General features: G+C 74.0%; 22 protein-coding genes. 14 read left to right on the top strand and 8 right to left on the bottom strand.

The window, feature by feature from the left end; genetic code table 11:
* Positions 1-182: 182 nt before the first annotated feature.
* The 4 genes from disA to QSK20_RS31415 form a co-directional block, all read right to left on the bottom strand.
* Positions 183-1,373 (bottom strand): DNA integrity scanning diadenylate cyclase DisA, encoded by a 1,191-nt coding sequence (disA, locus tag QSK20_RS31430; protein ID WP_285792239.1) that lies wholly within the window; start codon positions 1,371-1,373, stop codon positions 183-185.
* Positions 1,374-1,490: 117 nt separating this feature from the next.
* Complete coding sequence (radA, locus tag QSK20_RS31425) at positions 1,491-2,942, bottom strand: DNA repair protein RadA (RefSeq protein ID WP_145835023.1); 1,452 nt, start codon at positions 2,940-2,942, stop codon at positions 1,491-1,493.
* 89 nt (positions 2,943-3,031) lie between these two features.
* Positions 3,032-3,784 carry a hypothetical protein gene (locus QSK20_RS31420; RefSeq protein ID WP_285792238.1) on the bottom strand — a complete coding sequence of 251 codons (753 nt, stop codon included), beginning with the start codon at positions 3,782-3,784 and terminating at the stop codon, positions 3,032-3,034.
* Positions 3,785-3,957: 173 nt separating this feature from the next.
* Entirely contained in the window at positions 3,958-4,845 is an 888-nt protein-coding gene (locus tag QSK20_RS31415) for a UbiA family prenyltransferase (protein WP_285792237.1), read from the bottom strand.
* Between QSK20_RS31415 and QSK20_RS31410 the strand changes: the two genes are divergently transcribed.
* From QSK20_RS31410 to QSK20_RS31400, 3 genes are all read left to right on the top strand, one after another.
* Positions 4,844-5,614: a methyltransferase domain-containing protein gene (locus QSK20_RS31410; RefSeq protein WP_285792236.1), complete on the top strand. Its 771-nt coding sequence runs from the start codon at positions 4,844-4,846 to the stop codon at positions 5,612-5,614. The two genes, QSK20_RS31415 and QSK20_RS31410, sit on opposite strands and share 2 nt — an antisense overlap.
* Positions 5,615-5,723: 109 nt before the next feature.
* A complete protein-coding gene (locus QSK20_RS31405; RefSeq protein ID WP_285792235.1) occupies positions 5,724-6,773 on the top strand; it encodes a type III polyketide synthase in 1,050 nt (349 codons plus the stop codon).
* Positions 6,774-6,837: 64 nt separating this feature from the next.
* On the top strand, positions 6,838-7,497 hold the full coding sequence (locus QSK20_RS31400) for a hypothetical protein (RefSeq protein ID WP_285792234.1): 660 nt from the start codon (positions 6,838-6,840) through the stop codon (positions 7,495-7,497).
* A gap of 10 nt (positions 7,498-7,507) precedes the next feature.
* Here QSK20_RS31400 and QSK20_RS31395 read toward each other — a convergent pair whose 3' ends face one another.
* Complete coding sequence (locus tag QSK20_RS31395; RefSeq protein WP_285792233.1) at positions 7,508-8,215, bottom strand: hypothetical protein; 708 nt, start codon at positions 8,213-8,215, stop codon at positions 7,508-7,510.
* Positions 8,216-8,569: 354 nt separating this feature from the next.
* Between QSK20_RS31395 and QSK20_RS31390 the strand changes: the two genes are divergently transcribed.
* Genes QSK20_RS31390 through QSK20_RS31375 form a run of 4 tightly spaced genes read left to right on the top strand, consistent with a single transcriptional unit; the run spans position 8,570 to position 11,380 of the window.
* Positions 8,570-9,055, top strand: a complete 486-nt coding sequence (locus QSK20_RS31390; RefSeq protein WP_007073334.1) for a CarD family transcriptional regulator — start codon at positions 8,570-8,572, stop codon at positions 9,053-9,055.
* Between the two features lie 54 nt (positions 9,056-9,109).
* The gene (gene ispD / locus QSK20_RS31385; protein WP_285792232.1) at positions 9,110-9,805 is read left to right on the top strand and encodes a 2-C-methyl-D-erythritol 4-phosphate cytidylyltransferase; all 696 of its coding nucleotides are present in this window, start codon (positions 9,110-9,112) and stop codon (positions 9,803-9,805) included.
* 16 nt (positions 9,806-9,821) lie between these two features.
* Positions 9,822-10,370 (top strand): 2-C-methyl-D-erythritol 2,4-cyclodiphosphate synthase, encoded by a 549-nt coding sequence (gene ispF / locus QSK20_RS31380; protein ID WP_502889091.1) that lies wholly within the window; start codon positions 9,822-9,824, stop codon positions 10,368-10,370.
* Entirely contained in the window at positions 10,367-11,380 is a 1,014-nt protein-coding gene (locus tag QSK20_RS31375; protein ID WP_285792231.1) for a tetratricopeptide repeat protein, read from the top strand. Before ispF ends, QSK20_RS31375 begins: the two co-directional genes overlap by 4 nt.
* A 122-nt stretch (positions 11,381-11,502) precedes the next feature.
* Here the strand turns inward: QSK20_RS31375 and QSK20_RS31370 are convergent, their stop codons facing one another.
* Positions 11,503-12,669, bottom strand: coding sequence for a homogentisate 1,2-dioxygenase (locus tag QSK20_RS31370; RefSeq protein ID WP_285792230.1), 1,167 nt, complete (start codon positions 12,667-12,669; stop codon positions 11,503-11,505).
* Positions 12,670-12,763: 94 nt separating this feature from the next.
* Here QSK20_RS31370 and QSK20_RS31365 point away from each other — a divergent pair, with 94 nt between their 5' ends.
* The 7 genes from QSK20_RS31365 (at position 12,764) to QSK20_RS31335 (ending at position 19,102) form a co-directional block, all read left to right on the top strand.
* A complete protein-coding gene (locus QSK20_RS31365) occupies positions 12,764-13,762 on the top strand; it encodes a hypothetical protein (protein WP_285792229.1) in 999 nt (332 codons plus the stop codon).
* Positions 13,759-14,955, top strand: a complete 1,197-nt coding sequence (fahA, locus tag QSK20_RS31360; RefSeq protein ID WP_285792228.1) for a fumarylacetoacetase — start codon at positions 13,759-13,761, stop codon at positions 14,953-14,955. The genes QSK20_RS31365 and fahA overlap by 4 nt, the downstream gene beginning before the upstream one ends.
* A gap of 260 nt (positions 14,956-15,215) precedes the next feature.
* Positions 15,216-15,425 (top strand): DUF397 domain-containing protein, encoded by a 210-nt coding sequence (locus QSK20_RS31355; protein WP_145835036.1) that lies wholly within the window; start codon positions 15,216-15,218, stop codon positions 15,423-15,425.
* Positions 15,426-15,594: 169 nt separating this feature from the next.
* Positions 15,595-16,899, top strand: coding sequence for an outer membrane protein assembly factor BamB family protein (locus QSK20_RS31350; protein WP_285792227.1), 1,305 nt, complete (start codon positions 15,595-15,597; stop codon positions 16,897-16,899).
* 31 nt (positions 16,900-16,930) lie between these two features.
* Positions 16,931-17,476, top strand: coding sequence for a hypothetical protein (locus tag QSK20_RS31345; protein ID WP_285792226.1), 546 nt, complete (start codon positions 16,931-16,933; stop codon positions 17,474-17,476).
* Positions 17,477-17,532: 56 nt separating this feature from the next.
* Complete coding sequence (locus tag QSK20_RS31340; RefSeq protein ID WP_285792225.1) at positions 17,533-18,075, top strand: hypothetical protein; 543 nt, start codon at positions 17,533-17,535, stop codon at positions 18,073-18,075.
* A 10-nt stretch (positions 18,076-18,085) separates the two neighbouring features.
* On the top strand, positions 18,086-19,102 hold the full coding sequence (locus tag QSK20_RS31335) for a hypothetical protein (protein ID WP_285792224.1): 1,017 nt from the start codon (positions 18,086-18,088) through the stop codon (positions 19,100-19,102).
* Positions 19,103-19,141: 39 nt separating this feature from the next.
* On the opposite strand, the gene hisC is transcribed toward QSK20_RS31335, so the two are convergent.
* Together hisC and QSK20_RS31325 are read right to left on the bottom strand one after the other, a co-directional pair.
* Positions 19,142-20,245 (bottom strand): histidinol-phosphate transaminase, encoded by a 1,104-nt coding sequence (hisC, locus tag QSK20_RS31330; protein ID WP_285792223.1) that lies wholly within the window; start codon positions 20,243-20,245, stop codon positions 19,142-19,144.
* Positions 20,242-21,270, bottom strand: a complete 1,029-nt coding sequence (locus QSK20_RS31325; RefSeq protein ID WP_285792222.1) for an RDD family protein — start codon at positions 21,268-21,270, stop codon at positions 20,242-20,244. Before QSK20_RS31325 ends, hisC begins: the two co-directional genes overlap by 4 nt.
* Positions 21,271-21,325 lie beyond the last annotated feature (55 nt).

Raw genomic sequence — 21,325 nt, 5'->3', positions numbered from 1 at the left:
GGTAGCCGCCGAACTCAACGGCCGACCACGCAAAACACTCGGCTGGGACACCCCAGCCGAGCGCCTCGCTAAACTCCTCACCGAAACCAGTTGATCACCTGTGTTGCAACGACCCCTCGAATCCGCCCAGAAACGAGTAACAGGGGTCCCCTGCTACCACCTGACGGGGGTGGAGCGAGGGCTCAGACGTAGCGCTCCAGGATCGACGCCTCGGCCAGCCGGGACAGGCCCTCCCGGACGCCGCGGGCCCGGGCGTCACCGACCCCCTCGACCGCCTGGAGGTCCTCCACGGTCGCCCCGAGCAGACGCTGGAGGCTGCCGAAGTGCAGCACCAGCCGGTCGACGATGGCCACCGGCAGGCGGGGCACCTTGGCCAGCAGCCGGAACCCGCGCGGGCTGACCGCCGCCTCCAGCGCGTCGGACGCGCCCGGGTAGCCGATGGCCTTGGCCACCGCGACCAGGTCGATCAGCTCGGTCGCGCCGAGCAGGTCCAGCTCGACCAGGGCCTCGTCCAGGGTGCGGGACTTGCGTCCGCTGGGGAGGTAGTCCCGGATGACCAGGGTGCGGTCGGCGTCCACCCCGGCCATCAGCTCGTCGAGTTGCAGGGCGAGCAGTCGGCCGTCGGTGCCCAGCTCGACCACGTAGCCGGCGATCTCGTCGGCGATCCGGCGGACCATCTCCAGGCGCTGCACCACGGCCACCGCGTCCCGGACGGTGACCAGATCCTCGATCTCCAGCGCGGAGAGCGTGCCGGAGACCTCGTCCAGCCGCAGCTTGTAGCGCTCCAGGGTGGCCAGCGCCTGGTTGGCCCGGGAGAGGATGGCCGCCGAGTCGTCCAGCACGTGTCGCTGGCCGTTGACGTAGAGGCTGATGATCCGCATCGACTGGCTGACCGAGATGACCGGGTAGCCGGTCTGCCGGGCCACCCGCTCGGCGGTGCGGTGCCGGGTGCCCGACTCCTCGGTCGGGATGGACGGGTCGGGCATCAGGTGCACGGCGGCCCGGACGATGCGCGTGCCGTCGCTGGAGAGCACGACCGCACCGTCCATCTTGCAGAGTTCCCGGATGCGGGTGGCGGAGAACTCCACGTCCAGCGGGAAGCCGCCGGTGCAGAGCGTCTCGACGGTCTTGTCGTACCCGAGGACGATCAACGCGCCCGTCCGGCCCCGCAGGATGCGCTCCAGGCCGTCGCGGAGCGCGGTGCCGGGCGCCATGAGGGCGAGGTTCGCCCGGAGCGGGTCACCTCCGGCGCCGAAGGTGCTCGCGACGCCGGTCACGCTGACGCTGATCGGTCGTGCCGGCGAGCCCAGGGGGCCGCTACGGGCGTGGGGCGTCGCGCCGGCTGGCTTGCTGGCATCGCGGTCGATCGGCACGCGGACAGTCTACGGACTGGCATGCGTTGGGTGCTGCCGTGGTTACTGTGATGTGTCACAGTGTCCGTTTCCCCTCCCCACCTGCGGAAGACGGTCGGACCACCGTCCGGACGGTGGTCACTCGGCCGAGGCCCGCGCCGCGCACTGCAACGCCGCCCGGACGTCGGCGACCTCGATCACCTGCATGTTCTCCGGCGCACCGACCCCCGAGGCCCCCGGCCCGCAGCCGGTGGGCACCAGGGCCAGCCGGAACCCGAGCCGCGCCGCCTCGGCCAGCCGGCGTGGGACCGCGCCGACCCGGCGTACCTCACCGGTCAGCCCGACCTCGCCGATCGCCACCAGATGCGGGGCAATGGCCAGGTTGAGTCCGCCGGAGGCGACCGCGAGCGCCACCGCCAGGTCGGCGGCGGGCTCGACCACCCGGATGCCGCCGACGGTCGCCGCGAAGACCTCCCGGTCGTGCAGTGTCAGCCGTTCGGTGCGGCGCTGGAGCACGGCGAGCACCATCGCCAGCCGGGCACCGTCCAACCCGGAGACCGTACGCCTCGGCGAGCCGGCCACCGTGGCCCCGATCAACGCCTGGACCTCGGTGACCAGCGCCCGCCGCCCCTCCATCGCCACCGTCACGCAGGTGCCCGGCACGGGTTCGGCGTAGCGGGTCAGGAACAGCCCGGACGGGTCGGCGAGGCTGCTGATGCCCCGCTCGTGCATCTCGAAGCAGCCGACCTCGTCGGCCGCGCCGAACCGGTTCTTGACGCCCCGGACCAGCCGCAGCGAGGAGTGCTTGTCACCCTCGAAGTGGAGCACCACGTCGACCAGATGCTCCAGCACCCGGGGACCGGCGACCTGGCCGTCCTTGGTGACGTGACCGACCAGGACGGTCGCGATGCCCCGCTCCTTGGCCACCGAGACCAGCGCGGCGGTGACCGCCCGCACCTGGGTCACGCCGCCGGGCACGCCGTCGGTGCCCGGGGTGGAGATGGTCTGCACCGAGTCGAGCACCAGCAGGCCGGGCTTGACCGCGTCGAGGTGCCCCAGCACCGCGCCGAGGTCGCTCTCGGCGGCGAGGTAGAGCTGGTCGTGCAGGGCGTCCATCCGCTCGGCCCGCAGCCGGACCTGGCTGACCGACTCCTCGCCGCTGACCACGAGTGACGGGCTGCCCGCCCCGGCGGCCCACTGCTGGGCCACGTCGAGCAGCAGGGTGGACTTGCCGACCCCGGGCTCGCCGGCGAGCAGCACCACCGCGCCGGGCACCAGGCCGCCGCCGAGCACCCGGTCCAGCTCGGCCACGCCGGTCGGGCGGGCCTTGGCGGGGGCGGCGCTGATGGTGGCGATCGGTCGGGCGGGCTCGGCCGGCATCCGGGAGCTGACCACCCGGCCGGAGACTGTCGGCCCGGTGAGCGTGCACTCGACCACCGAGCCCCACTCGCCGCACTCCGGGCAGCGTCCCACCCATTTCGGCGGTTGGTGGCCGCAGGCGTCGCACTCGTACGCCGGGCGGGGCTCACGGGCCGCCCGGGTGCGGGCGGAACCGGTCGCGCCGCGCGGGGTCGCTCGGGAGGTCGTCACACCAGGACGTTAGCCAACCCGTACGACGAGAACACCGCCGGCGTGGCCTGCGCCACGCCGACGGTGTCGTCGGTGTTCCGGGGTGGGGCTCAGTGGCCGCCCTCTTCCTCGCCCCCGCCACCGTGCCGCTCGATGATCGGCGACGGCGGGGCCTGCGGCGACAGCGGCACGCCGACCGGGGCCGGGGTGCTGACCCGCTTGCCGTTGCCGAAGTCGAAGACCAGGTTGACCTGCTGACCGGCGCGCAGCGCCTCGTTCAGGCCGACGAGCTGGAGGTACCGGCCACCCTGCTGGTTGAGCTGGGCGTAGCCGAACGGCGGGATCTCGACGGTGGGCGCCGCACCGGCCGGGGTCGTCTCGGTCGGCGACGGGCTCGTCAGACCGGGTGCCGCCGGGGTCGCCGAGCCGGACGCCGACGGGCTGGCCGGGGCGGACGGGCTGGCCGGAGCCGACGGACTCGCCGGGGCCGACGGGCTGGCCGGGGTCGGCTCGCTCGGGCTCGCGGACGGGGATGCGCCGGCTCCGGCCAGCACGACCTCCCGCGCGCTGTCGGTGCTGACCGTGACCGTGACCGGGTCCGGCGTGTCGTTGTAGAGCACCACGCTCAGCGGCGCGTCGCCACCGGCCGGGTAACCCTCGCCGCCCGGGAAGTCGACCACCAGGCCGCGGACGAGGTAGGTGCCGTCCGGGGTGCCGGTGTTGACGCCCTGGACCGACGGCTCCTTGACCGCGGTCTCCGCGATCTGTCCGGTACCACAGCCGGACACCAGCAGGCCCGTCGCCGCCGCCGCACCGGCCAGCAGCACGGCCGCCCGTCGGGAGCCCCTGATCGAGCGCGTCACGTCGCGTCCTCCTCGTTGCGATCCCCACCGGGACGTACGCCCGGTGCGCTGGCCATACCCGCGCAGACCGCGCTCCAGCGTAGTTGGACCTGATCGAGCCGTGCACGGCGACCCGGCAATGCCGGCCGGCGGGCACGTCCGGAGTACCCGGGCCACCGGCCGGCGGGCCACCTTCAGAGCACCCGGCCGCTCGCCACCAGCAGCACCACGTCGAGCAGGGCGACCAGGAGCACGCCCCGGAACACGCCGACCGGCCGGGCCCCGACGCGCACCGCGCGGCGGCTGCCGTACCAGCTCAGCGGCGGGACCACGGCGGCGGCGGCGACCGCTGACAGGCCCGCCCAGGACGGCCGCCCGGCCGGCCCCAGCACCAGGGTGAGGGTGGCGGCGAGCAGCAACCCGGCGGCGGCCACCCCGCTGCCGGTGGCACCGAGCCGGTGCGGCAGTCCGTGCACCCCGGTGCGGGCGTCGTCGGCCAGGTCGGGCAGGACGTTGGCGAAGTGGGCGCCCGCGCCGAGCAGTGCCCCGGCCGCCACCTGCCAGACCGGCGGGGCCGGCGTGCCCGGCAGGGCCAGCACCACGAACGCCGGCAACGATCCGAAGGAGACCGCGTACGGCACCACCGAGACCGGAGTGGACTTCAGCGGCCAGTTGTAGAGCAGGGCGGAGACCAGACCGACCGTCGCGCACAGCGCCGCCACCGGGTTGGTGGTCAGCGCCACCAGCGGGGCCGCCAGCGCGGCCAGCACCGCGCCCGTGCCCAGCGTGCGGCGGCTGACCGTGCCGGCGACCACGGGCTTGTCGGCCCGTCCGACCAGCTCGTCCCGGTCGGCGTCGAGCCGGTCGTTGGACCAGCCGACCGCGAGTTGACTGGCGAGCACGGTGGCCACCACCGAGGCGATACCGGCGCCGGTGTGCCCGACACCCCAGGCGAGCAGCCCGGCCACCACGGTCACTGCGGCGGCCGGTTCCGGATGACACGCTCTGACCAGCCCTAACACCGTTCGCCACATAAGGGGAAGTCTGGCCGTTACCGGCCGGTCGTGCCACGCTCGTTCCATGCGAGACCGTCTGGCGCCGCCGTCCCACCGTCCGCCCGTGCTGCCGCCGAACGACCCTCGGCAGTACGACGACCTGGCCGGCGAGTGGTGGCGGCCGGACGGGGCGTTCGCGATGCTGCACTGGCTCGCCGAGGCCCGTGCCGCGCTGGTGCCGCCCGCCCGTCGGCCCGGTGCGCTCCTGGTCGACCTGGGCTGCGGGGCCGGGCTGCTCGCGCCGCACCTGGCCGGCAAGGGCTACCGGCACGTGGGGGTGGACCTGACCCGTTCCGCCCTGGAACAGGCCGCCACGCACGGCGTCACGGCGGTCAACGCCGACGTCACGGCGGTCCCGTTGGCGGACGGCTGCGCGGACGTGGTGGCGGCGGGTGAGGTGCTGGAGCACGTGCCCGACTGGCGGCGGGCGGTGGCCGAGGCGTGCCGCCTGCTGCGTCCCGGCGGATTGTTGGTGCTGGACACGCTCAACGCCACCGCCCTGAGCCGCCTGGTCGCGGTCCGGATCGGTGAGCGACTTCCGGCGGTGCCGCGCGGCATCCACGACCCCCGTCTCTTCGTCGACGACCGCGAACTGGTGCGCGAGTGCGCGCGGCACGACGTGGCGCTGCGGGTACGCGGGATCCGTCCTCAGGTCGCCGGCGTGGCGGTCTGGCTGCTCCGGCGGTCCGTGCCGGCGCTGGCCCCGATCACGTCCCGGGTGGGCCGGCGGCCCCGGATGGTGCCCACCCGCTCCACGGCCGTGCTCTACCAGGGCAGAGGCGTCCGGCGGGGGTAGCCGACGCCGGGCGAGGGTAGAAGGGGACGCCGGGGACCGGCGGGGACGGACCGGACGACCCGGTTCCTCGTTGGTCCTCAACAGGTGGTGGGCGACGAGAGGTGGGGACATGGCCGTACCGGTGATCGCGGGTCTCGGTACGGCGCAGCCGTCGTCGGCCGATCAGGACGAACTCTGGACGGGCTTCTTCGCCGGTCACTACTCCGGTGCCACCCGGGCGTTGGCCCGGCGGATCTTCGCCAACTCGGGGGTGAGCCGTCGGCAGGCGGCGGTCAGCCCGTTGCTGGAGGACGTCTCGGAGTGGCCGACGGAGCGACGGATGCGCCGCTACCAGGTCGAGGCGCTGCCGCTCGGCCGGGAGGCGGCCGGCCGGGCGCTCGCCTCGGCCGGGCTCGCCGCCGGTGACGTCGGGCTCTTCGTGGTCTGCTCCTGCACCGGGTACGCCACCCCGGGGCTGGACATCATGCTCGCCCGCGACCTGGGGATGGCGCCGGACACGCAACGCATGTTCGTCGGGCACATGGGCTGCTACGCGGCGCTTCCCGGCCTCGGCGCGGCGGGTGACTTCGTCGCCGCCCGGGGCCGGCCGGCGCTGCTGCTCTGCGCTGAGCTGACCAGCCTGCACATCCAGCCCGTCGCGGCCCGGGTGGACACCCAGCAGATCGTCTCCCACGCGCTCTTCTCGGACGCCGCGGTCGCCGCCGTGCTCGTGCCCGACGGCCGGGGGTACGCGCTGCGTGAGGTGACCGCCCTGACCGACACCTCCACCGCCGACCACATGACCTGGGAGGTCACCGACACCGGATTCCGGATGGGACTCTCCCCGAAGGTCCCGAAGGTGCTCTCGAAGCACGTCCGGGGCCTGGCCGACGGCCTGATCGCCCGGCACGGCGCCGACCGGTCCGGGGTGGACGGTTGGGCGGTGCACCCCGGCGGGCCACGCATCCTCGACGTGGTGGAGCGGGAACTGGCGCTGCCGGAGCGGGCCCTGGCCGCCTCCCGGGAGACCCTGGCCGGGCACGGCAACTGCTCCTCGCCGACGGTGCTGCTGATCCTCGACCGGCTGCTCCGGCAGCCCGTACCGCCGCAGCGGGTCGTCATGCTCGCCTTCGGCCCCGGCCTGACCCTCTACGCCGCCCTGCTGGAACGCCGGGACTGAAACGCCGACCGTTCCGGACCCGTCGGACGGGGTGCGCGGTGCCGCCGACGGTTAGGCTCGATTGATGGACTCCCACGCCGAGGGCCGGTCCCGGACCGGGTGGCTGGCCGGGCTGACCGTGGTCGCGCTGGTCGCCAGCGCGGGCTGGTGGACCGCCGCCGACCCCGGGGCCACGCCGGGCGCCGCGATGGCGCCCCGGGCCGATCTCGTGCTGCGCGCCGGCACCGCCCCCGGTTCCGCTCTGGTCCGCCCCGAGCCACCCCGGAGCGGCGAGGGCGCCCCGGCGGTGGTCGACCCCGCGACCGGAGCGGTCCTCTACCTTCCGGAGCGTTACCCGGCGGGCACCCGGGTGACGATCGACCCCTCGTCGGGACGGATCCTCGGGGCCGGCCCGGACGATGCCGAAGGCTCGTCCCGGCTCGGCACGGTGGTGTGGCGGGAACACCGGCTGCTGACCGACAACGTCCGTGAGGTGCGCCGGCAGTCCGCCACCGAGCCGGGGGTCCGGTACCACCTGCTGGTGATCTGTGACGGGGGCGACGCCGGCGACCTGCAGGTCCGGATGGGCGTCGGCCGGCGCTGGGACGGCCGGCGGTCCGCCGGGTGTGACGGGTCGCTGCACTCACTGGCCCTCGTCTCGACCGGTGGCACACTCTCCGTCCGCATCGCGCACCCGCAGGTCGGCGCGGTGGAGCTCACGGCGATGCTGGTCGCCCTGGACTGATCCCCGCGGCTCAGCCGGCCAGCCGGGTCAGGTCCGCCCGGTAGTCCTCGACCGACTTGACCGCCGGGACGACCCGGACGACGGTGCCGGCGCGGTCCACCAGGATCACGTCGCTTGCGCCGGGGACCGGGTCGGCGTGCGTCAGCGCGCGCAGCCCGTCGGCCGGGTCGGCGAGCCGCCGGACGCCGGTGGTGTGCCCTGCCCCGGCGGTGGGCACGGTGCGTCCGCCGACCACGGTGACCACCTGTACCCCCGGCGGGGCGGCGGTGGCCGCCTCGGCCACCCGTTCCGGGCACGGGCAGGCGTCGACCAGCAGGATCACCGCCGGTAGGAGGCTGCGCAGCGGCACCGGAGCCTGGGCGCCGTCGACCAGGTCCAGGGCCGGCAGCGGACGCCCGACCGGGTCGGGCAGCGGGTCCCGCGCCGGGGCCGGGGCGGAGCGGGCGGTGGAGGGCTCGGCCCGGGACCAGGCGACCGTGCCCAGTCCGGCCAGGGTGGCGAGCACCGCCACGACCAGGATCAGCACCGGCAGGGTCAGGGTGGCCCGGAACGAGCGCCGTCGCGTGTCCCGGCGGGCCTCGCGCAGCTCACGACGGACCTGGGCGGCCTCCTGGGCCAGCGCGGAGGCGTCGTCCGGAACGACCACCCGTCCCCATTCGGGCGGCAGGTCGGGCAGGCCGTCGGTGGACCAGTGGCCGTTGGGTTCGGGCATGCCCATGAGACCTCCGGGAGCCATGGTGGTGGTGGGGAAGGAGGGGTGCCTCCAATGTCCTCCAACCGGGCCGCCCGGCGCTACACCCGGACGCGTCCTTGTACCGGCCGGTACCATCGAACGAGTGCATCCCCTGGACCCCGCGCCTCGCGGGACAACCCCGTGGCGGATGGCCCGGACACCCGCACCGGGACGTGTTCCGACTGTTACGGAGCGTGTTCAAATCATTGGTTTGACTGCATGTCAAGCCGAAGAAATGCCTCTCACATGGCCCCTGAGCTGCGCTTACGGTCAGGACTGCAGTGAGACATCGGTGCCTGAGCGTGTTACCCTAGACACAGCGAAAGGGGTTTCGAACCTATGGTTTTCAGTGTCGGCGAGACCGTTGTTTACCCCCACCACGGGGCCGCACTCATCGAGGCAATCGAGACTCGGGTCATCAAGGGTGAGCCTAAGCAGTACCTCGTCCTGAGGGTTGCGCAGGGTGACCTCACGGTCCGGGTGCCCGCTGAGAACGCCGAGATCGTGGGCGTGCGCGAGGTGGTCGGCGAAGAGGGCCTGGGTAAGGTCTTCGACGTCCTCCGCGCTCCGCACACCGAGGAGCCGACCAACTGGTCGCGGCGTTACAAGGCGAATCTGGAGAAGCTGGCCTCCGGTAACCCGCTGAAGGTGGCCGAGGTCGTCCGCGACCTGTGGCGGCGGGAGCGCGAGCGGGGCCTCTCCGCTGGCGAGAAGCGGATGCTGGCCAAGGCCCGGGACATTCTCGTCGGCGAGGTCGCGCTGGCCGAGAAGAGCACCAAGGACGAGGCGGAGACGCTGCTCGACAAGGTTCTGACCGAGGCCTAGTTTCCACAGCATCGTCGTACCCACCCCGTAGCAAAGAAAAACGAGGACCGCGACGTGACCGCGCAGCTCAATCCGTGCGGTGACGTCGCGGTCCTCGTGCCTGCGGCCGGTGCCGGGATCCGGCTCGGCCCCGGCGCTCCCAAGGCGCTCCGGCCGCTGGCCGGTGAACCTCTGCTCGTGCACGCGGTACGCCGGATCGCCGCCGCGCCGTCGGTGCACACGATCGTCGTCGCCGCGCCGGTCGCCGACGTCCCCGCCGTCCGGGACCTGCTCGCCCCGGTCGCCCCGGTCACCGTCGTTCCCGGTGGGGCGCAGCGGCAGGACTCGGTCGCCGCCGCGTTGGCCGCCGTGCCGGCCGGTCCTCAGATCGTCCTCGTGCACGACGCGGCCCGGGCGCTCGTCCCCGCCGAACTCGTCGAGTCGGTCGCCGCGGCGGTCCGCTCCGGGCACGACGCGGTCATCCCGGTTCTGCCGGTGGTGGACACCGTCAAGGAGGTCTCCGCCGACGAGGTGGTGCGGGGCACGGTCGACCGGTCCGTCCTGCGGGCCGTGCAGACGCCGCAGGGCTTCCGCCGGGCGGTGCTGGCCGCCGCGCACGCCGCCGCCGTCGATCCGCTGACCGACGACGCCGGACTGGTCGAGAAGCAGGGCGTCCCGGTGGTCTGCGTACCCGGTTCCGAGTACGCCATGAAGATCACCCGTCCGTTCGACCTGGCGCTGGCCGAGCACCTGCTGACCGTACGCGCCTGACGCGTACCCTGGCTCCATGATCGTTCCCCGGGTGGCCGTCGGCACCGACATCCACGCCTTCGCGCCCGGTCGCCCCTGCTGGCTGGCCGGGCTGCACTGGCCCGGCGAGGTCGGGCTGGCCGGTCACTCCGACGCCGACGTGGTCGCCCACGCGGCCTGCAACGCGCTGCTCTCCGCCGCCGGCCTCGGCGACCTGGGCGCCAACTACGGCGTCTCCGAACCGGAGTGGGCGGGAGCCTCCGGGATCGCCCTGCTCACCGAGAGCGCCCGCCGGGTACGCGCTGCCGGCTTCGAGATCGGCAACGTCTCGGTGCAGGTGGTCGGCAACCGTCCGAAGATCGGCCCCCGCCGGGACGAGGCGCAGCGGGTGCTCACCGAGGCGGTCGGCGCACCGGTGTCGCTGACCGCCGCGACCACCGACGGGCTCGGCTTCACCGGCCGGGGCGAGGGGCTGGCCGGCGTCGCGGTGGCCCTGGTGTACCCGCTCGACCCGCCCGCCCCGGCCGGTCCGGCGAACGTCTCCGCCGCCGGACCCGAGCACGGCGGCGAGGGCGACCCGGCATGACCGAGGAGACCGAGTCCCCGGAGAGCTACCTCCAACGCGCCCAGCTCCTCGCCGAGCTGGGCCGCTACGACGAGGCGGCCGGCGAACTCGCCCACCTGCTCGCCCGGGACCCGACCCACGCCCCGGCGTTGACCATGCTGGCCCGGGTACACCTGGCGGCCGGACGCGCCGCCGAGGCGCTCACCGCCGCCGAGTCGGCGGCGGCAGCCGCGCCCGGCGTGGTCGAACCCCTGGTCGCGCGGGGACTGGCCCTGTCCGACCTGGAGCGGTACGCCGAGGCCGCCCGTACCGCCGACGAGATTCTGACGCTCGGGCCGGACGACGCGTACGCCCAGCGCAGCGCGGCGGCGATCCTGGCCGGCGCGCGCAACGGACAGCTGGCGCTCAACGCGGCGTGGCGCGGGGTGGAACTGGCCCCCGAGGATCCGCAGGCGCACCTGGTGCTCGGCCTGGTCGCCGCCCGGCTCGAACTGTTCGACCTGGCCGAGCGGGCCTACTCCGAGGCGTTGCGCCTCGACCCGGAACTGGGCGAGGCGCAGCACGACATCGGCGTCATCCGGCTGGAGCAGCGGCGCTACGCCGAAGCGCTGGAACACCTGGCCGCCGCTGCGGCGATCAGCCCCGGCCGGGTCGACTCGGGGCGGACCATCTCCGACGGGTTGCGCCGGCTGGTGCTCTACGGCGCCGGCTGGTCGCTGGTGGCCACCGTCCTGGTGGCCTGCCTGGCCGCCGGGAGCGGCGGGCTGTCCCGGGGCTTCGCGGCGGTCGCCGCGCTCGGCGGGGCGCTGGTGGTGTGGCGGTACGCCGCGAAGGTGCCCAACCTGACCAGCGCCATCCTTCCCGGCCTGCTGCGCACCGACCGGACGTTGGCCCTGGCCGTGTACGCGGTGGCCGCCGCGCCCGCCCTGATCCTGCTCTACGCCCTGGTCGGCACCCCCTGGCCGTTGGTGCTGGCGATCACGGCGACGGCGGTCGCCGAACTCGCCGTGTTCTCCCGCCCGGTGCGCTGAGGCGGCTGGGCCCGGTCGCCGGGTGGTAGCAGGGGACCCCTGTTACCGCTTTTTGACGTGCAGGGGTCCCCTGCTACCACCTCAGCAGGGTGCCGGTGAGGGAGCGGGCCGGCGGGGCCGGGTCAGGGGCGGCGGGCCCAGGTCCAGGCGTAGCCCGGGTCCTCGCACTCGGCCGCCGCGTCGCAGAGGTCCAGCGGGCGGAAGGTGTCGACCATGACGGCGAGCTCGTCGAAGTAGTCGGCGCCGATCGAGCGTTCCGCCGCGCCCGGCTGGGGACCGTGCGTGAAGCCGGACGGGTGCAGCGAGATCGACCCCTGCTCGATGCCGGAGCCGCGCCGGGCCTCGTAGTTGCCGCCGGTGTAGAAGAGCATCTCGTCGGAGTCGACGTTGTGGTGGTTGTACGGCACCGGGATCGCGTCCGGGTGGTAGTCCACCTTGCGCGGCACGAACGAGCAGATCACGAAGTTCGGGCCCTGGAAGGTCTGGTGCACCGGCGGCGGCTGGTGGATCCGGCCGGTGATCGGCTCGAAGTCGTGGATGGAGAACGCCCACGGGTACAGGTGGCCGTCCCAGCCGACCACGTCGAACGGGTGGTGGGCGTAGACGTACCGGGTCCAACCGCGCCGGTGCCGGACCAGGACCTCCACCTCCTCGCCGTCGACGAGCAGCGGTGCGTCCGGCCCCCGGACGTCGCGTTCGCAGTACGGCGAGTGCTCCAGGAACTGCCCCCGGACCGAGAGGTAGCGCTTGGGCGGGCCGACGTGCCCGGCCGCCTCGATCGCCAACAGTCGGGCCGGCTCGTCGCCGGTGGGCACCAGGCGGTGGATCGTCGAGGTGGGGATGACGACGTAGTCGCCGGCGACCGCGTCGAGCACGCCGAACGTCGACTCCACCCGGAGCGCGCCGGACTCGACGTAGAGGCAGTGGTCGCCGGTGGCGTCCCGGAACAGCGGCGACGGTCGGTCGGCGAGCACGTAGGCGATCCGCACGTCGTCGTTGGCGAGCAGGTACCGCCGGCCCAGCACCGGGTCGGCAGGGCTGCCGTCGAGCTTGTGGGTGCGCAGGTGGCGGGGCTTGAGCGGCAGGTTCGGCACCCGGGTCACCGCCGGTGGGGCGAACTCCTCGGCGGCGACGATCGCGGTGGGGGCGTACCGGTGGTACAGCAGGGACGAGTCGGAGGAGAAGCCCTCCTGGCCCATCAGTTCCTCGGCGTACAGGCTGCCGTCGGGCTGGCGGAACTGGGTGTGGCGCTTGCGCGGCACCTCTCCGACGCTGCGGTAGTACGGCATCTCGCCTCCTGATCAGTCCCAGGCACCGGCCGAGTGTGTCCGATAGTCGGACGCTGTTGTCCGCTACTCGTAGCGTCCCGTAGATTCTTGTCTCGTGTCAACGCAGGTGCCCCGGTTCCTCGCCGGACTCGTCGACGACGCCGCGGTCTTCCCGCCCGGCAGCGCGTCCCTGCCCGACGCCCTCGCCGCCCACCGCCGGCACCGCGCCTCCTGGTACGCCGACCTGGTCGGCCCGCTGCTCGTGCCGGCCTCGGCCCTGCCCGACCTGGCCCGGCTGCTCGACGCGTCGGAGCAGGCGGCCACCGGCGGAGGCGACCACGGGTCCCGGTCGGCGGGTGTCGACGGGAACGGCTCCCGACCGGCGGGTGTCGACGGGAACGGCTCCCGACCGGCGGGTGTCGACGGGAACGGCTCCCGACCGGCGACCACCGGGCGGCTCGACGTCGGCGTGATCGGGAACGTCCCGCTCGACCACCTCGGGGCGGCCTGCGCGGCGGCCGACCCCCGGCTGCGCGTACGTCAGGTGGAAGCGGCGGTCGCCCGGCGTGGCGAGGACCCGCTGCCCGGGCTCGCCGAACTGACCGCCCTCGCCGCCGGCCACCCCGAACTCGACGTGTACGCCGAGATCCCGCTGGCCTGGGGCCTGATGAACGCGCTCGACCGGCTCGCCGAGCAGCGGTCCGCCGGCGTCCGGATCGCGGCCAAGTTCCGTACCGGTGGACTGGCCGCCGAACTCTTCCCCACCCCCGGTGAATTGGCCACCGTGGTCTGCGCCTGTCGCGACCGGAAGCTGCCCTTCAAGCTCACCGCCGGGCTGCACCACGCGACCCGCCACCTCGACCCGGAGACCGGGTTCACCCACCACGGCTTCGTCAACGTGCTGGCCGCCGTGGGCGCGGCGGCCGAGGGCGCCGGGGTGAAGGCGGTCACCGAGGTGCTGACCAGGACCGATCCGCGTCCGCTGCTCCAGCAGGTGGAGCCCGGACGCGACGAGGCACGCCCGCTCTGGGTGGGCTTCGGCTCGTGCAGCGTGCAGGAACCCCTGACCGACCTGATCCGGCTGGGGCTGGTGGACGGAGGCTGGACTCGATGAGCTGGGTGACGGGTGCCGCAGGATCGCCGTACGGCGTCACGAACCTGCCGTACGGAGTGTTCCGGCACGGTGGGCGGGAGCCCCGGATCGGCGTACGCGTCGCCGATCTCGTGCTCGACCTGACCGGCGCGGAGGAGGCCGGGCTGGTGCTGGCCGCCGGGGCGTTCGGTCGGCCCACGTTGAACGACTTCATGGCGCTCGGGCGTCCGCAGTGGACGGCCGTCCGGCAACGCCTGGTCGAGCTGCTCACCGACCCGGCGCACCAATCGGCGGTGGAGCCGCTGCTGGTGCCGCTCGCCGAGGTGGAGATGGCCCTGCCGTTCGAGGTCGCCGACTACGTCGACTTCTACTCGTCGGAGCACCACGCGTCGAACGTCGGGCAGATCTTCCGCCCCGGCCAGCCGCCACTGCTGCCGAACTGGAAGCACCTGCCGGTCGGGTACCACGGCCGGGCCGGCACGGTGGTGGTCTCCGGCACGCCGGTGGTCCGCCCCACCGGGCAGCGCGCCAGCGCCGACGGCCCGGTCTTCGGCCCCTCGGTACGCCTCGACATCGAGGCCGAGGTCGGCTTCGTGGTGGGCGTCGGCTCGCCGTTGGGACACCGGGTCTCCGCCGACGATTTCGCCGACCACGTCTTCGGCGTGGTGCTGGTCAACGACTGGTCGGCGCGGGACATCCAGGCGTGGGAGTACCAGCCCCTCGGCCCCTTCCTCGGCAAGTCCTTCGCCACCTCGGTCTCGGCCTGGGTCACCCCGTTGGACGCGCTCGCCGACGCCTTCGTGCCGGCCCCGGAACAGGACCCGACCGTGCTCGACTACCTGCGGGACGTCCCACACCAGGGGCTCGACCTGCGGCTGACCGTCGAGTGGAACGGCGAGCGGGTCAGCGAGCCACCCTTCGCCGGTATGTACTGGACCCCGGCCCAGCAGCTCGCCCACCTGACCGTCAACGGCGCGTCGCTGCGGCCCGGCGACCTGTACGCCTCGGGCACCGTGTCCGGTCCCGAGCGTGGCCAGGCCGGCTCGTTCCTGGAGCTGACCTGGGGCGGCAGCGAGCCGGTCCGGGTCGGCGACGGCACCCGCACCTTCCTGGAGGACGGGGACACGGTCACCCTGACGGCCACCGCGCCCGGCCCGGACGGCACCGTCATCGCCCTCGGCGAGGTGACCGGCACCATCCTCCCCGCCACCTGACCGGCCGGCGGGAACATCCCGTCCCCCTGACCGCCGGCCGGACTCCGCCGAACGACCGCCGGCCGGGGGCCGCTGCCTGACCGCCGGCCGGGTCCGGTGGATGGTCCGCCGGTCCGGACCGTCGCCGCAGGTCGGCGGCCCTCCGGTCGCACAAGGGGTCCGACCGCCGTCTTCGCCTCCTCCGTTGATCGTCCCGGATCCGCCGCCCGCCAGGGCGGCGGCAGTCGTGGGACGTCCCACCGGACAGGGAGGTAAGCGAGATGAACGATCTCGTCGGCGCCGTCTGGCGCAAGAGCAGCCGCTCCAACGACCAGGGGCTCTGCGTGGAGGTGGCGGACAACGTGGTCGACACCCTCGGCGTGGTCGGCGTGCGTGACTCCAAGGACCTGACCGGTCCCACGCTCGCGGTCAGCCCGCCGGGGTGGTCGGCGTTCGTCGCCGGGCTGCGTAGGGGAGAACTGCGGCCCTGAGCCTGGTGGATCCGGCGGTCGAGGGGTTCGGCGTCGCCCGCTGCCAGGCGGGACGTGAACCTCCGACCGTCGACCATCGGGTCGGATGCCCGGGTGCCGGGCCGCTCGGGCACCACCTGCGCCGGTGCGGGGCTCCTTCGCTGGGTAGGGTGCCGGGCGGAGGTGGGTCATGGGGATCCCGAAGGGCCGGCGGCGGATCGTCGTCGCGGTCGCGGCGCTGCTCGTCGCCGGGCTGGCCGCCGCCACCGTGTACCGCGTGCTCGCCCCGGCCGAGGTCGTCACCGTGGCCCGTGGGGAACGGCCGCCGGCCGTCGAGCCGGAGGTCGGTCCGGTCGGGCGCTTCTCCACCGCCCCGCTGATCGTCGACGGTCGGCTGCGGGTGTACGCGACGACCCGGCAGGTCTGGGCCGACGAGCCGGTCGACGACCGCCAACGGAACACCCCGTACTGGTCGTACCGGCGGTGGCCGGCCCAGCTCAGTGGCGTGGTGGCCGCCGGGACGACGGTGGTGAGCCGTTGGTCGGACGGGCGGCTGGTGGCTCTCGACGCCGACACCGGCCGGGTCGTCTGGCAGGTGGACGCCCCCGCCCCGCAGGAGGGCTACACGGGGCGGCGTACCGGCGCGGGAACCGTCTGGCAGCCGACCGGCCTGCACACCGCGACCGGCCCGCGCGGGACGGTGGTGCTCGTCGTCGGTGACCGGGAGATGCAGGGGACCGACCTGGTCACCGGTCGGCAGCTCTGGCGGGTCGACGTCGACCCCGGTTGCCGTACCGATGTCGGGACCACGGTCGCGGGTCTCCTCGCCACGCTGGACCGGTGCGCGGGCAGCCCGGTCGTCGAGTTCCGCGATGCCACCAGCGGCGCGGTGGTCGAACGCTGGAGTCCGCCGGGGGCGGGCGCGGAGGTGATCGTCACCCCGACCGGATGTGCCACCGCCCGCTCGAACTGCGGTGGTCTGCACATCGCCGAGACCGGGGGCGCCGACCCGGGCGGCGGGGGCGCGGCCGGCGAGGACGGTGGTCGGGGCTGGCTGGTCGACGGCAGGTCACCCGTGGCCGCCCTGGGCCTCGACCGCGCCGGCACGGTGCTCGTCGGGGAGGTCGGTGTCTCGGTGACCGACGGAACGGTGGTCGCCCGGTCGGCGCTCACCGGCGACGAGTTGTGGCGCCGGGTCGACCTCGGTCCGGGAACCACGGTGGTCGCCGCGCAGCCGGGCCGCGTACACCTGCTGACCGGAGAGAAGGAACTGGTCACCCTCGACCCGGCCGACGGCGTCGAGCGGTCCCGCTTCCGGTTCACGGTCGGTCGTGACGGGACGGGCTGGACGCCGGGGCTGGGCTATGCGGCCGACGGGTACGTGGGGCTGGAGCGTCTCCGCACCCCGGTCGACACGGCCGGGGACGACCAGCGGTACTACGCGATGGCCGAGCCGGTGGTCCTCGCGGCGGTCGACCGGGCAGTCGGGGAGTAAAACGGGCAAATATCCCTCTATAGTAGGTAACGTGCGTATATCACCGTTCCTGTTGGGGCTGCTGCTCGGAGTCGGCGGGGTTCCGTTCTCCGGCGAGCCGGCATGGGGGCGTGGCACCCCGGCCATCGTGCCGATCCCGCAGGCCGTGAACCTCGACATCACGGCACCGGAGTCGGTCAACATCGGTGCCACCACCGCCGGCGGCACGATCACCGGCTCGCTCGGCACGGTGGTCGTCGAGGACCGTCGAGGCTCGTTGAACCCGAACACCTGGACGGTCACGGTCTCCGCGGCGGTCTTCGTCACCGGGGCGGGCGGCAGCGGCCGGACCATCGCCGCCTCGCAGGTGGCGTACTGGTCCGGTCCCGCGACCCGGAGCACCGGCGGGGGCACGCTGGTGCCCGGCCAGCCGACTGCCGCGCAGGCGGTGACCCTCGGCGCGACCCGGGTCGCCTTCCGGAAGACCGCCGGCAACGGCAACAACACCGTGTACTGGTCGCCGACGCTGCGGATCGCGGTCCCGGCGGGAGTGGTGGCCGGCACCTACCACGGCACGATCACCCACTCCGTAGCCTGACCGTTTTGCTCTGTTTAGTGCCTTGATGGGGCTTTCTTCATGATGTACTTGACGGCATGAGGAAGCCACTTCTTGCCCTGACCGTGCTGGCCGGCGTCGTCACCGCCGGCGCCGCGCCGGCCGCTGCCGCACCCACCGACACCACCATCGTCACCTTCACCGTGGGCACCGCCAACCTGGAGATCTTCGCGCCCACCTCGGTGAACCTCGGCTCGACCTTCGCCGACACCCCCATCCAGGGAACGATCGGCCCGGTCCAGGTCGTCGACGCACGGGCCGCCCTGAACGCGACCTGGGTCGCGACGGTGAGCAGCACCGAGTTCACCACCGGCTCCGGCTCGGCCGCCGAGACCATCCCACCGGCCCTGATCGAGTACTGGTCGGGACCGCTGGTCAGCAGCACCGGCACCGGGAACTTCCTGCCGGGTCAGCCCACCCCGGCCGACGCGGTCACGCTCAGCGTCCCCCGGACCGCCTTCTCCAAGACGTCGGGCAGCGGCAACAACACGGCCACCTGGAACCCGACCATCCGGGTCAACGTGCCGGCGACCGCCGTGGCCGGTACCTACACCGCGACGGTGACCCATTCGGTGGCGTGACCCGGCCCGCGTGGTCGCCCTGGTGCTGACGCTGGTCGCCGTCGCCGGTACGCCGGCGGCGGCGGACCGGTCCACCCCCACCCGGAGCCCCAGCCCCCAGCCCTCGCCGGACGGGACCGAGACGGGGGCCGGCATCCGCCTGCTGGACGCCCCGGTCAACCGCCGTGAGGACAGCCGGGCCCACCGGTACATCGTCGACCACGTGAAGCCCGGGACGACGATCAAGCGTCGCGTCGTGGTGGAGAACAAGGCCGAGGCGCGCCGACCGGTCTCGGTCTATCCGGCTGCCGCCGAGGTGGGGCCGGACGGGTTCGTCTTCGCCCCGGGCCGGACGCCGAACGAGCTGACCAGTTGGATCTCCGTCGAGCGCGGCGAGGTTTCCCTGGACCCGGACGAGGAGAAGACCCTCTGGGTCACCATCGCCGTGCCCCGTGAGGCGTCCGCCGGGGAACGGTACGGCGTCGTCTGGGCCGAGGTCGCCGGCACCGGCAAGCAGACGGTACGCAACGTCGGGCGGGCCGGCATCCGGATCTACCTCTCGGTGGGGCCCGGCGGGGAGCCACCCTCGTCCTTCGAGGTGGGACCGCTCGTCGGCGTGCGGGACGTCGACGGGCGGCCGACCGTGACCACCGAGGTGCGCAACACCGGGCAGCGGGCCCTCGACCTGGCGGGGGAACTCTCCCTCGCCGAGGGCCCCGGCGGTCTCTCGGCCGGCCCGGTCAAGACGGAGACCGTCACCCTCGGGCTGGGCGGAACGGCCACCGTGCGGATACCGCTGGACCCCCGCCTCCCGGACGGCCCCTGGTCGGCCACGCTGGCGCTGGCCAGCGGCTGGACCAAACGCACGGCCTCCGGCACGGTCACCTTCTCCGGGCGGCCCGTCTCCGCGCCCGCCAGCCAGGACCGGGACCGGACCGCCTCGGTGCTCGCCGGTGGGCTGGTCGTCTCCGCGTTGGTGCTGGCCAGCTTCCTCGGGCTCGTGCACCGCCGCCGGAACCGGACGACGCCGCGGCTGCGGGCCGGCTGAGACGACGGGCGGCGCGACCGCCGCCCGTCGTCACCGTGCTCAGGCCAGCTCGGCCCGGGCCACCGCCAGGAAGGCGTCGTTCTCCGCCGGGGTACCGATGGTCATCCGGACACCGTCGCCGGGGAACGGACGGACGATCACGCCGCGCGCCTCGCAGGCGCGGCCGAACGCGACCGCGCCCTCGCCCAGTGGCAGCCAGACGAAGTTGCCCTGGCTGGTCGGGAGGTCCGGCACGAACGCGCGCAGCGCCTCGGTGACCCGGTCCCGCTCGGCGACGACCAGCGCGCACCGGCGCTCGACCTCGTCCGCCTGGGCCAGCGCGGCCAGCGCGGCGGCCTGGGCCGGCGCGTTGATCGAGAACGGGGTGACCACCTTCCGCACGGCGGCGGCCACCGCCGGCTGGGCGACCATGAAACCCACCCGCATCCCGGCCAGGCCCCACGCCTTGGAGAGGGTACGCAGCACCGCCACGTTGGGCCGGTCGACGTAGCCGAGACCGTCCGGCACGTCCGGGTCGGTGACGAACTCCCGGTACGCCTCGTCGATCACCACCAGCACGTCGTCCGGCATGGCGTCGAGGAAGCGCTCCAGCTCGGGCCGGCGCAGGAAGGTGCCGGTGGGATTGTTCGGGTTGCAGACCACCACCATCCGGGTCCGGTCGGTCACCGCCGCCGCCATCGCGGCCAGGTCGTGCCCGTGGTCCGGCAGGTTGGGCACCGGCACGCTGGTCGCCCCGCTGGTCGCCACCACGATCGGGTACGCCTCGAAGGAGCGCCACGAGTAGACCACCTCGTCGCCGGGGAGGCACGTGGCCCGCACCAGGTGCTCGGCGAGCGCCACGGAACCGCAACCGGTGACGATCTGCTCCGGCGTCACGCCGTACCGCTCGGCGAGGGCGGAGTGCAGCGCCACCACGCCCATGTCCGGGTAGCGGTGCGACCCGGCGGCGGCCTCGGCGATCGCCTCCACCACACCGGGCAGCGGGCCGTAGGGCACCTCGTTGCTCGCCAGCTTGATGGCCTCCGGGATGCCCAGCTCCCGGGCCAGGTCGGCGGGGCTGCGGCCGGGTACGTAGTTGGGCAGCGCGTCGAGGTCGGCGCGGGTGAGCCGGATCGGGGGCTCGCGGCGGCCGGTGTCGGTCATTCGGCATCTCCCTCTGGGCGGTCGTGCGCTTCGGCACGGGTGGGGGTGGGTCGAGGCACCTGGACGACCACGGTCTGCGCGCGCTTGTCGTGCAGCGCCTGGCGCAGCGGATGGTCGAAGAGGGGGGACAGGGCGTCGAGGAGTTGGAGCAGCAGACCGAGGCCGCAGCAGTACCAGAGCAGGGTGGGCAGGCCGAGGGTGTTCCAGCGCCGGAAGGACCGGCCGAAGCCGAGCGGCTGGTCACCGACGACCGGCACCGCGCGGATGCCCATCACCCGCTTGCCGAAGGTCTGCCCCCCACTGGCCATCGACGGGACCTCGTAGGCGAACCAGAGCGCGGTCGCGAGCAGCAGGATCGCCACCTGGAGTCCGCCGGCCTGGTCGCCCGGCTGGGGCAGCGGTTCGGTGGACGTGGAGCCGCTCGACACCCGGGCCCAGAACTCCCGCCAGACCGGCGACATCTCCTGCATGAACCGCCAGACGAACCAGCCGTTCACCACCGCGTTCAACAGGAACACGATGCCGAAGTCGATCAGGCGGGCGAGGAAACGGGGACCGTACCCGGCCAGGGCCAGGCCGTGCGGGCGCGGCTCGGGCGGTCGTACCGGGTATCCGGGGTGCGGCCAGCCGGGCGGCGGGACGTGACCGGGCGGAAAGACGTACGGCGGCGGGGGGTGGTGGCCGGGCGGGGGAGCGTATCCGGACGGTGGCCACGGCCCCGTCGGCTGCGGCCCGGGAGCCGGGGGCGTGGGCGTCGGTTGGCCGGTGGGGCCGGGCCACGGGGGGCCGGTGACCGGACCGGCCGGGGGCGGCGCGGAGGTCGGCGGGACCGGGCCCGGACCGGCCGCCGGGGTGGCCGGGGCCGGTTCGGTCGGGGTCGGGACGGGTGCCGGTTCGGCCGGCGGTGGTCCCTCGGGTGGGGTGGCGTCGGCGGATATCGGCGCGCCGATCCACCCCTCGCCATCCCAGTAGCGCTGGGTCTCGGGGTCGGCAGGGTCGACGTACCAGCCGGGTTGCACACTCACGCAGCTACCTTAACGACGCCTTCGCCAGCGGCCAGCCACCTGTGGCGCGGGTTCG

Origin of the sequence: Micromonospora sp. NBRC 101691 (assembly GCF_030269285.1) — a bacterium.
GTDB classification, from domain to species: domain Bacteria; phylum Actinomycetota; class Actinomycetes; order Mycobacteriales; family Micromonosporaceae; genus Micromonospora; species Micromonospora echinospora.
Note: the sequence above shows the minus strand (reverse complement) of the source record. Positions and strands in the feature narration are given on the sequence as shown.

Bases quoted from the DNA above. Each gene is read 5' to 3' on its own strand.
- QSK20_RS31410 (WP_285792236.1), top strand. From the start codon at position 4,844: ATGCGAGACCGTCTGGCGCCGCCGTCCCACCGTCCGCCCGTGCTGCCG.
- QSK20_RS31415 (WP_285792237.1), bottom strand. From the start codon at position 4,845: ATGGAACGAGCGTGGCACGACCGGCCGGTAACGGCCAGACTTCCCCTT.
- QSK20_RS31405 (WP_285792235.1), top strand. From the start codon at position 5,724: ATGGCCGTACCGGTGATCGCGGGTCTCGGTACGGCGCAGCCGTCGTCG.
- QSK20_RS31400 (WP_285792234.1), top strand. From the start codon at position 6,838: ATGGACTCCCACGCCGAGGGCCGGTCCCGGACCGGGTGGCTGGCCGGG.
- QSK20_RS31395 (WP_285792233.1), bottom strand. From the start codon at position 8,215: ATGGGCATGCCCGAACCCAACGGCCACTGGTCCACCGACGGCCTGCCC.
- QSK20_RS31390 (WP_007073334.1), top strand. From the start codon at position 8,570: ATGGTTTTCAGTGTCGGCGAGACCGTTGTTTACCCCCACCACGGGGCC.
- ispF (WP_502889091.1), top strand. From the start codon at position 9,822: ATGATCGTTCCCCGGGTGGCCGTCGGCACCGACATCCACGCCTTCGCG.
- QSK20_RS31375 (WP_285792231.1), top strand. From the start codon at position 10,367: ATGACCGAGGAGACCGAGTCCCCGGAGAGCTACCTCCAACGCGCCCAG.
- QSK20_RS31370 (WP_285792230.1), bottom strand. From the start codon at position 12,669: ATGCCGTACTACCGCAGCGTCGGAGAGGTGCCGCGCAAGCGCCACACC.
- fahA (WP_285792228.1), top strand. From the start codon at position 13,759: ATGAGCTGGGTGACGGGTGCCGCAGGATCGCCGTACGGCGTCACGAAC.
- QSK20_RS31355 (WP_145835036.1), top strand. From the start codon at position 15,216: ATGAACGATCTCGTCGGCGCCGTCTGGCGCAAGAGCAGCCGCTCCAAC.
- QSK20_RS31350 (WP_285792227.1), top strand. From the start codon at position 15,595: ATGGGGATCCCGAAGGGCCGGCGGCGGATCGTCGTCGCGGTCGCGGCG.
- QSK20_RS31340 (WP_285792225.1), top strand. From the start codon at position 17,533: ATGAGGAAGCCACTTCTTGCCCTGACCGTGCTGGCCGGCGTCGTCACC.
- hisC (WP_285792223.1), bottom strand. From the start codon at position 20,245: ATGACCGACACCGGCCGCCGCGAGCCCCCGATCCGGCTCACCCGCGCC.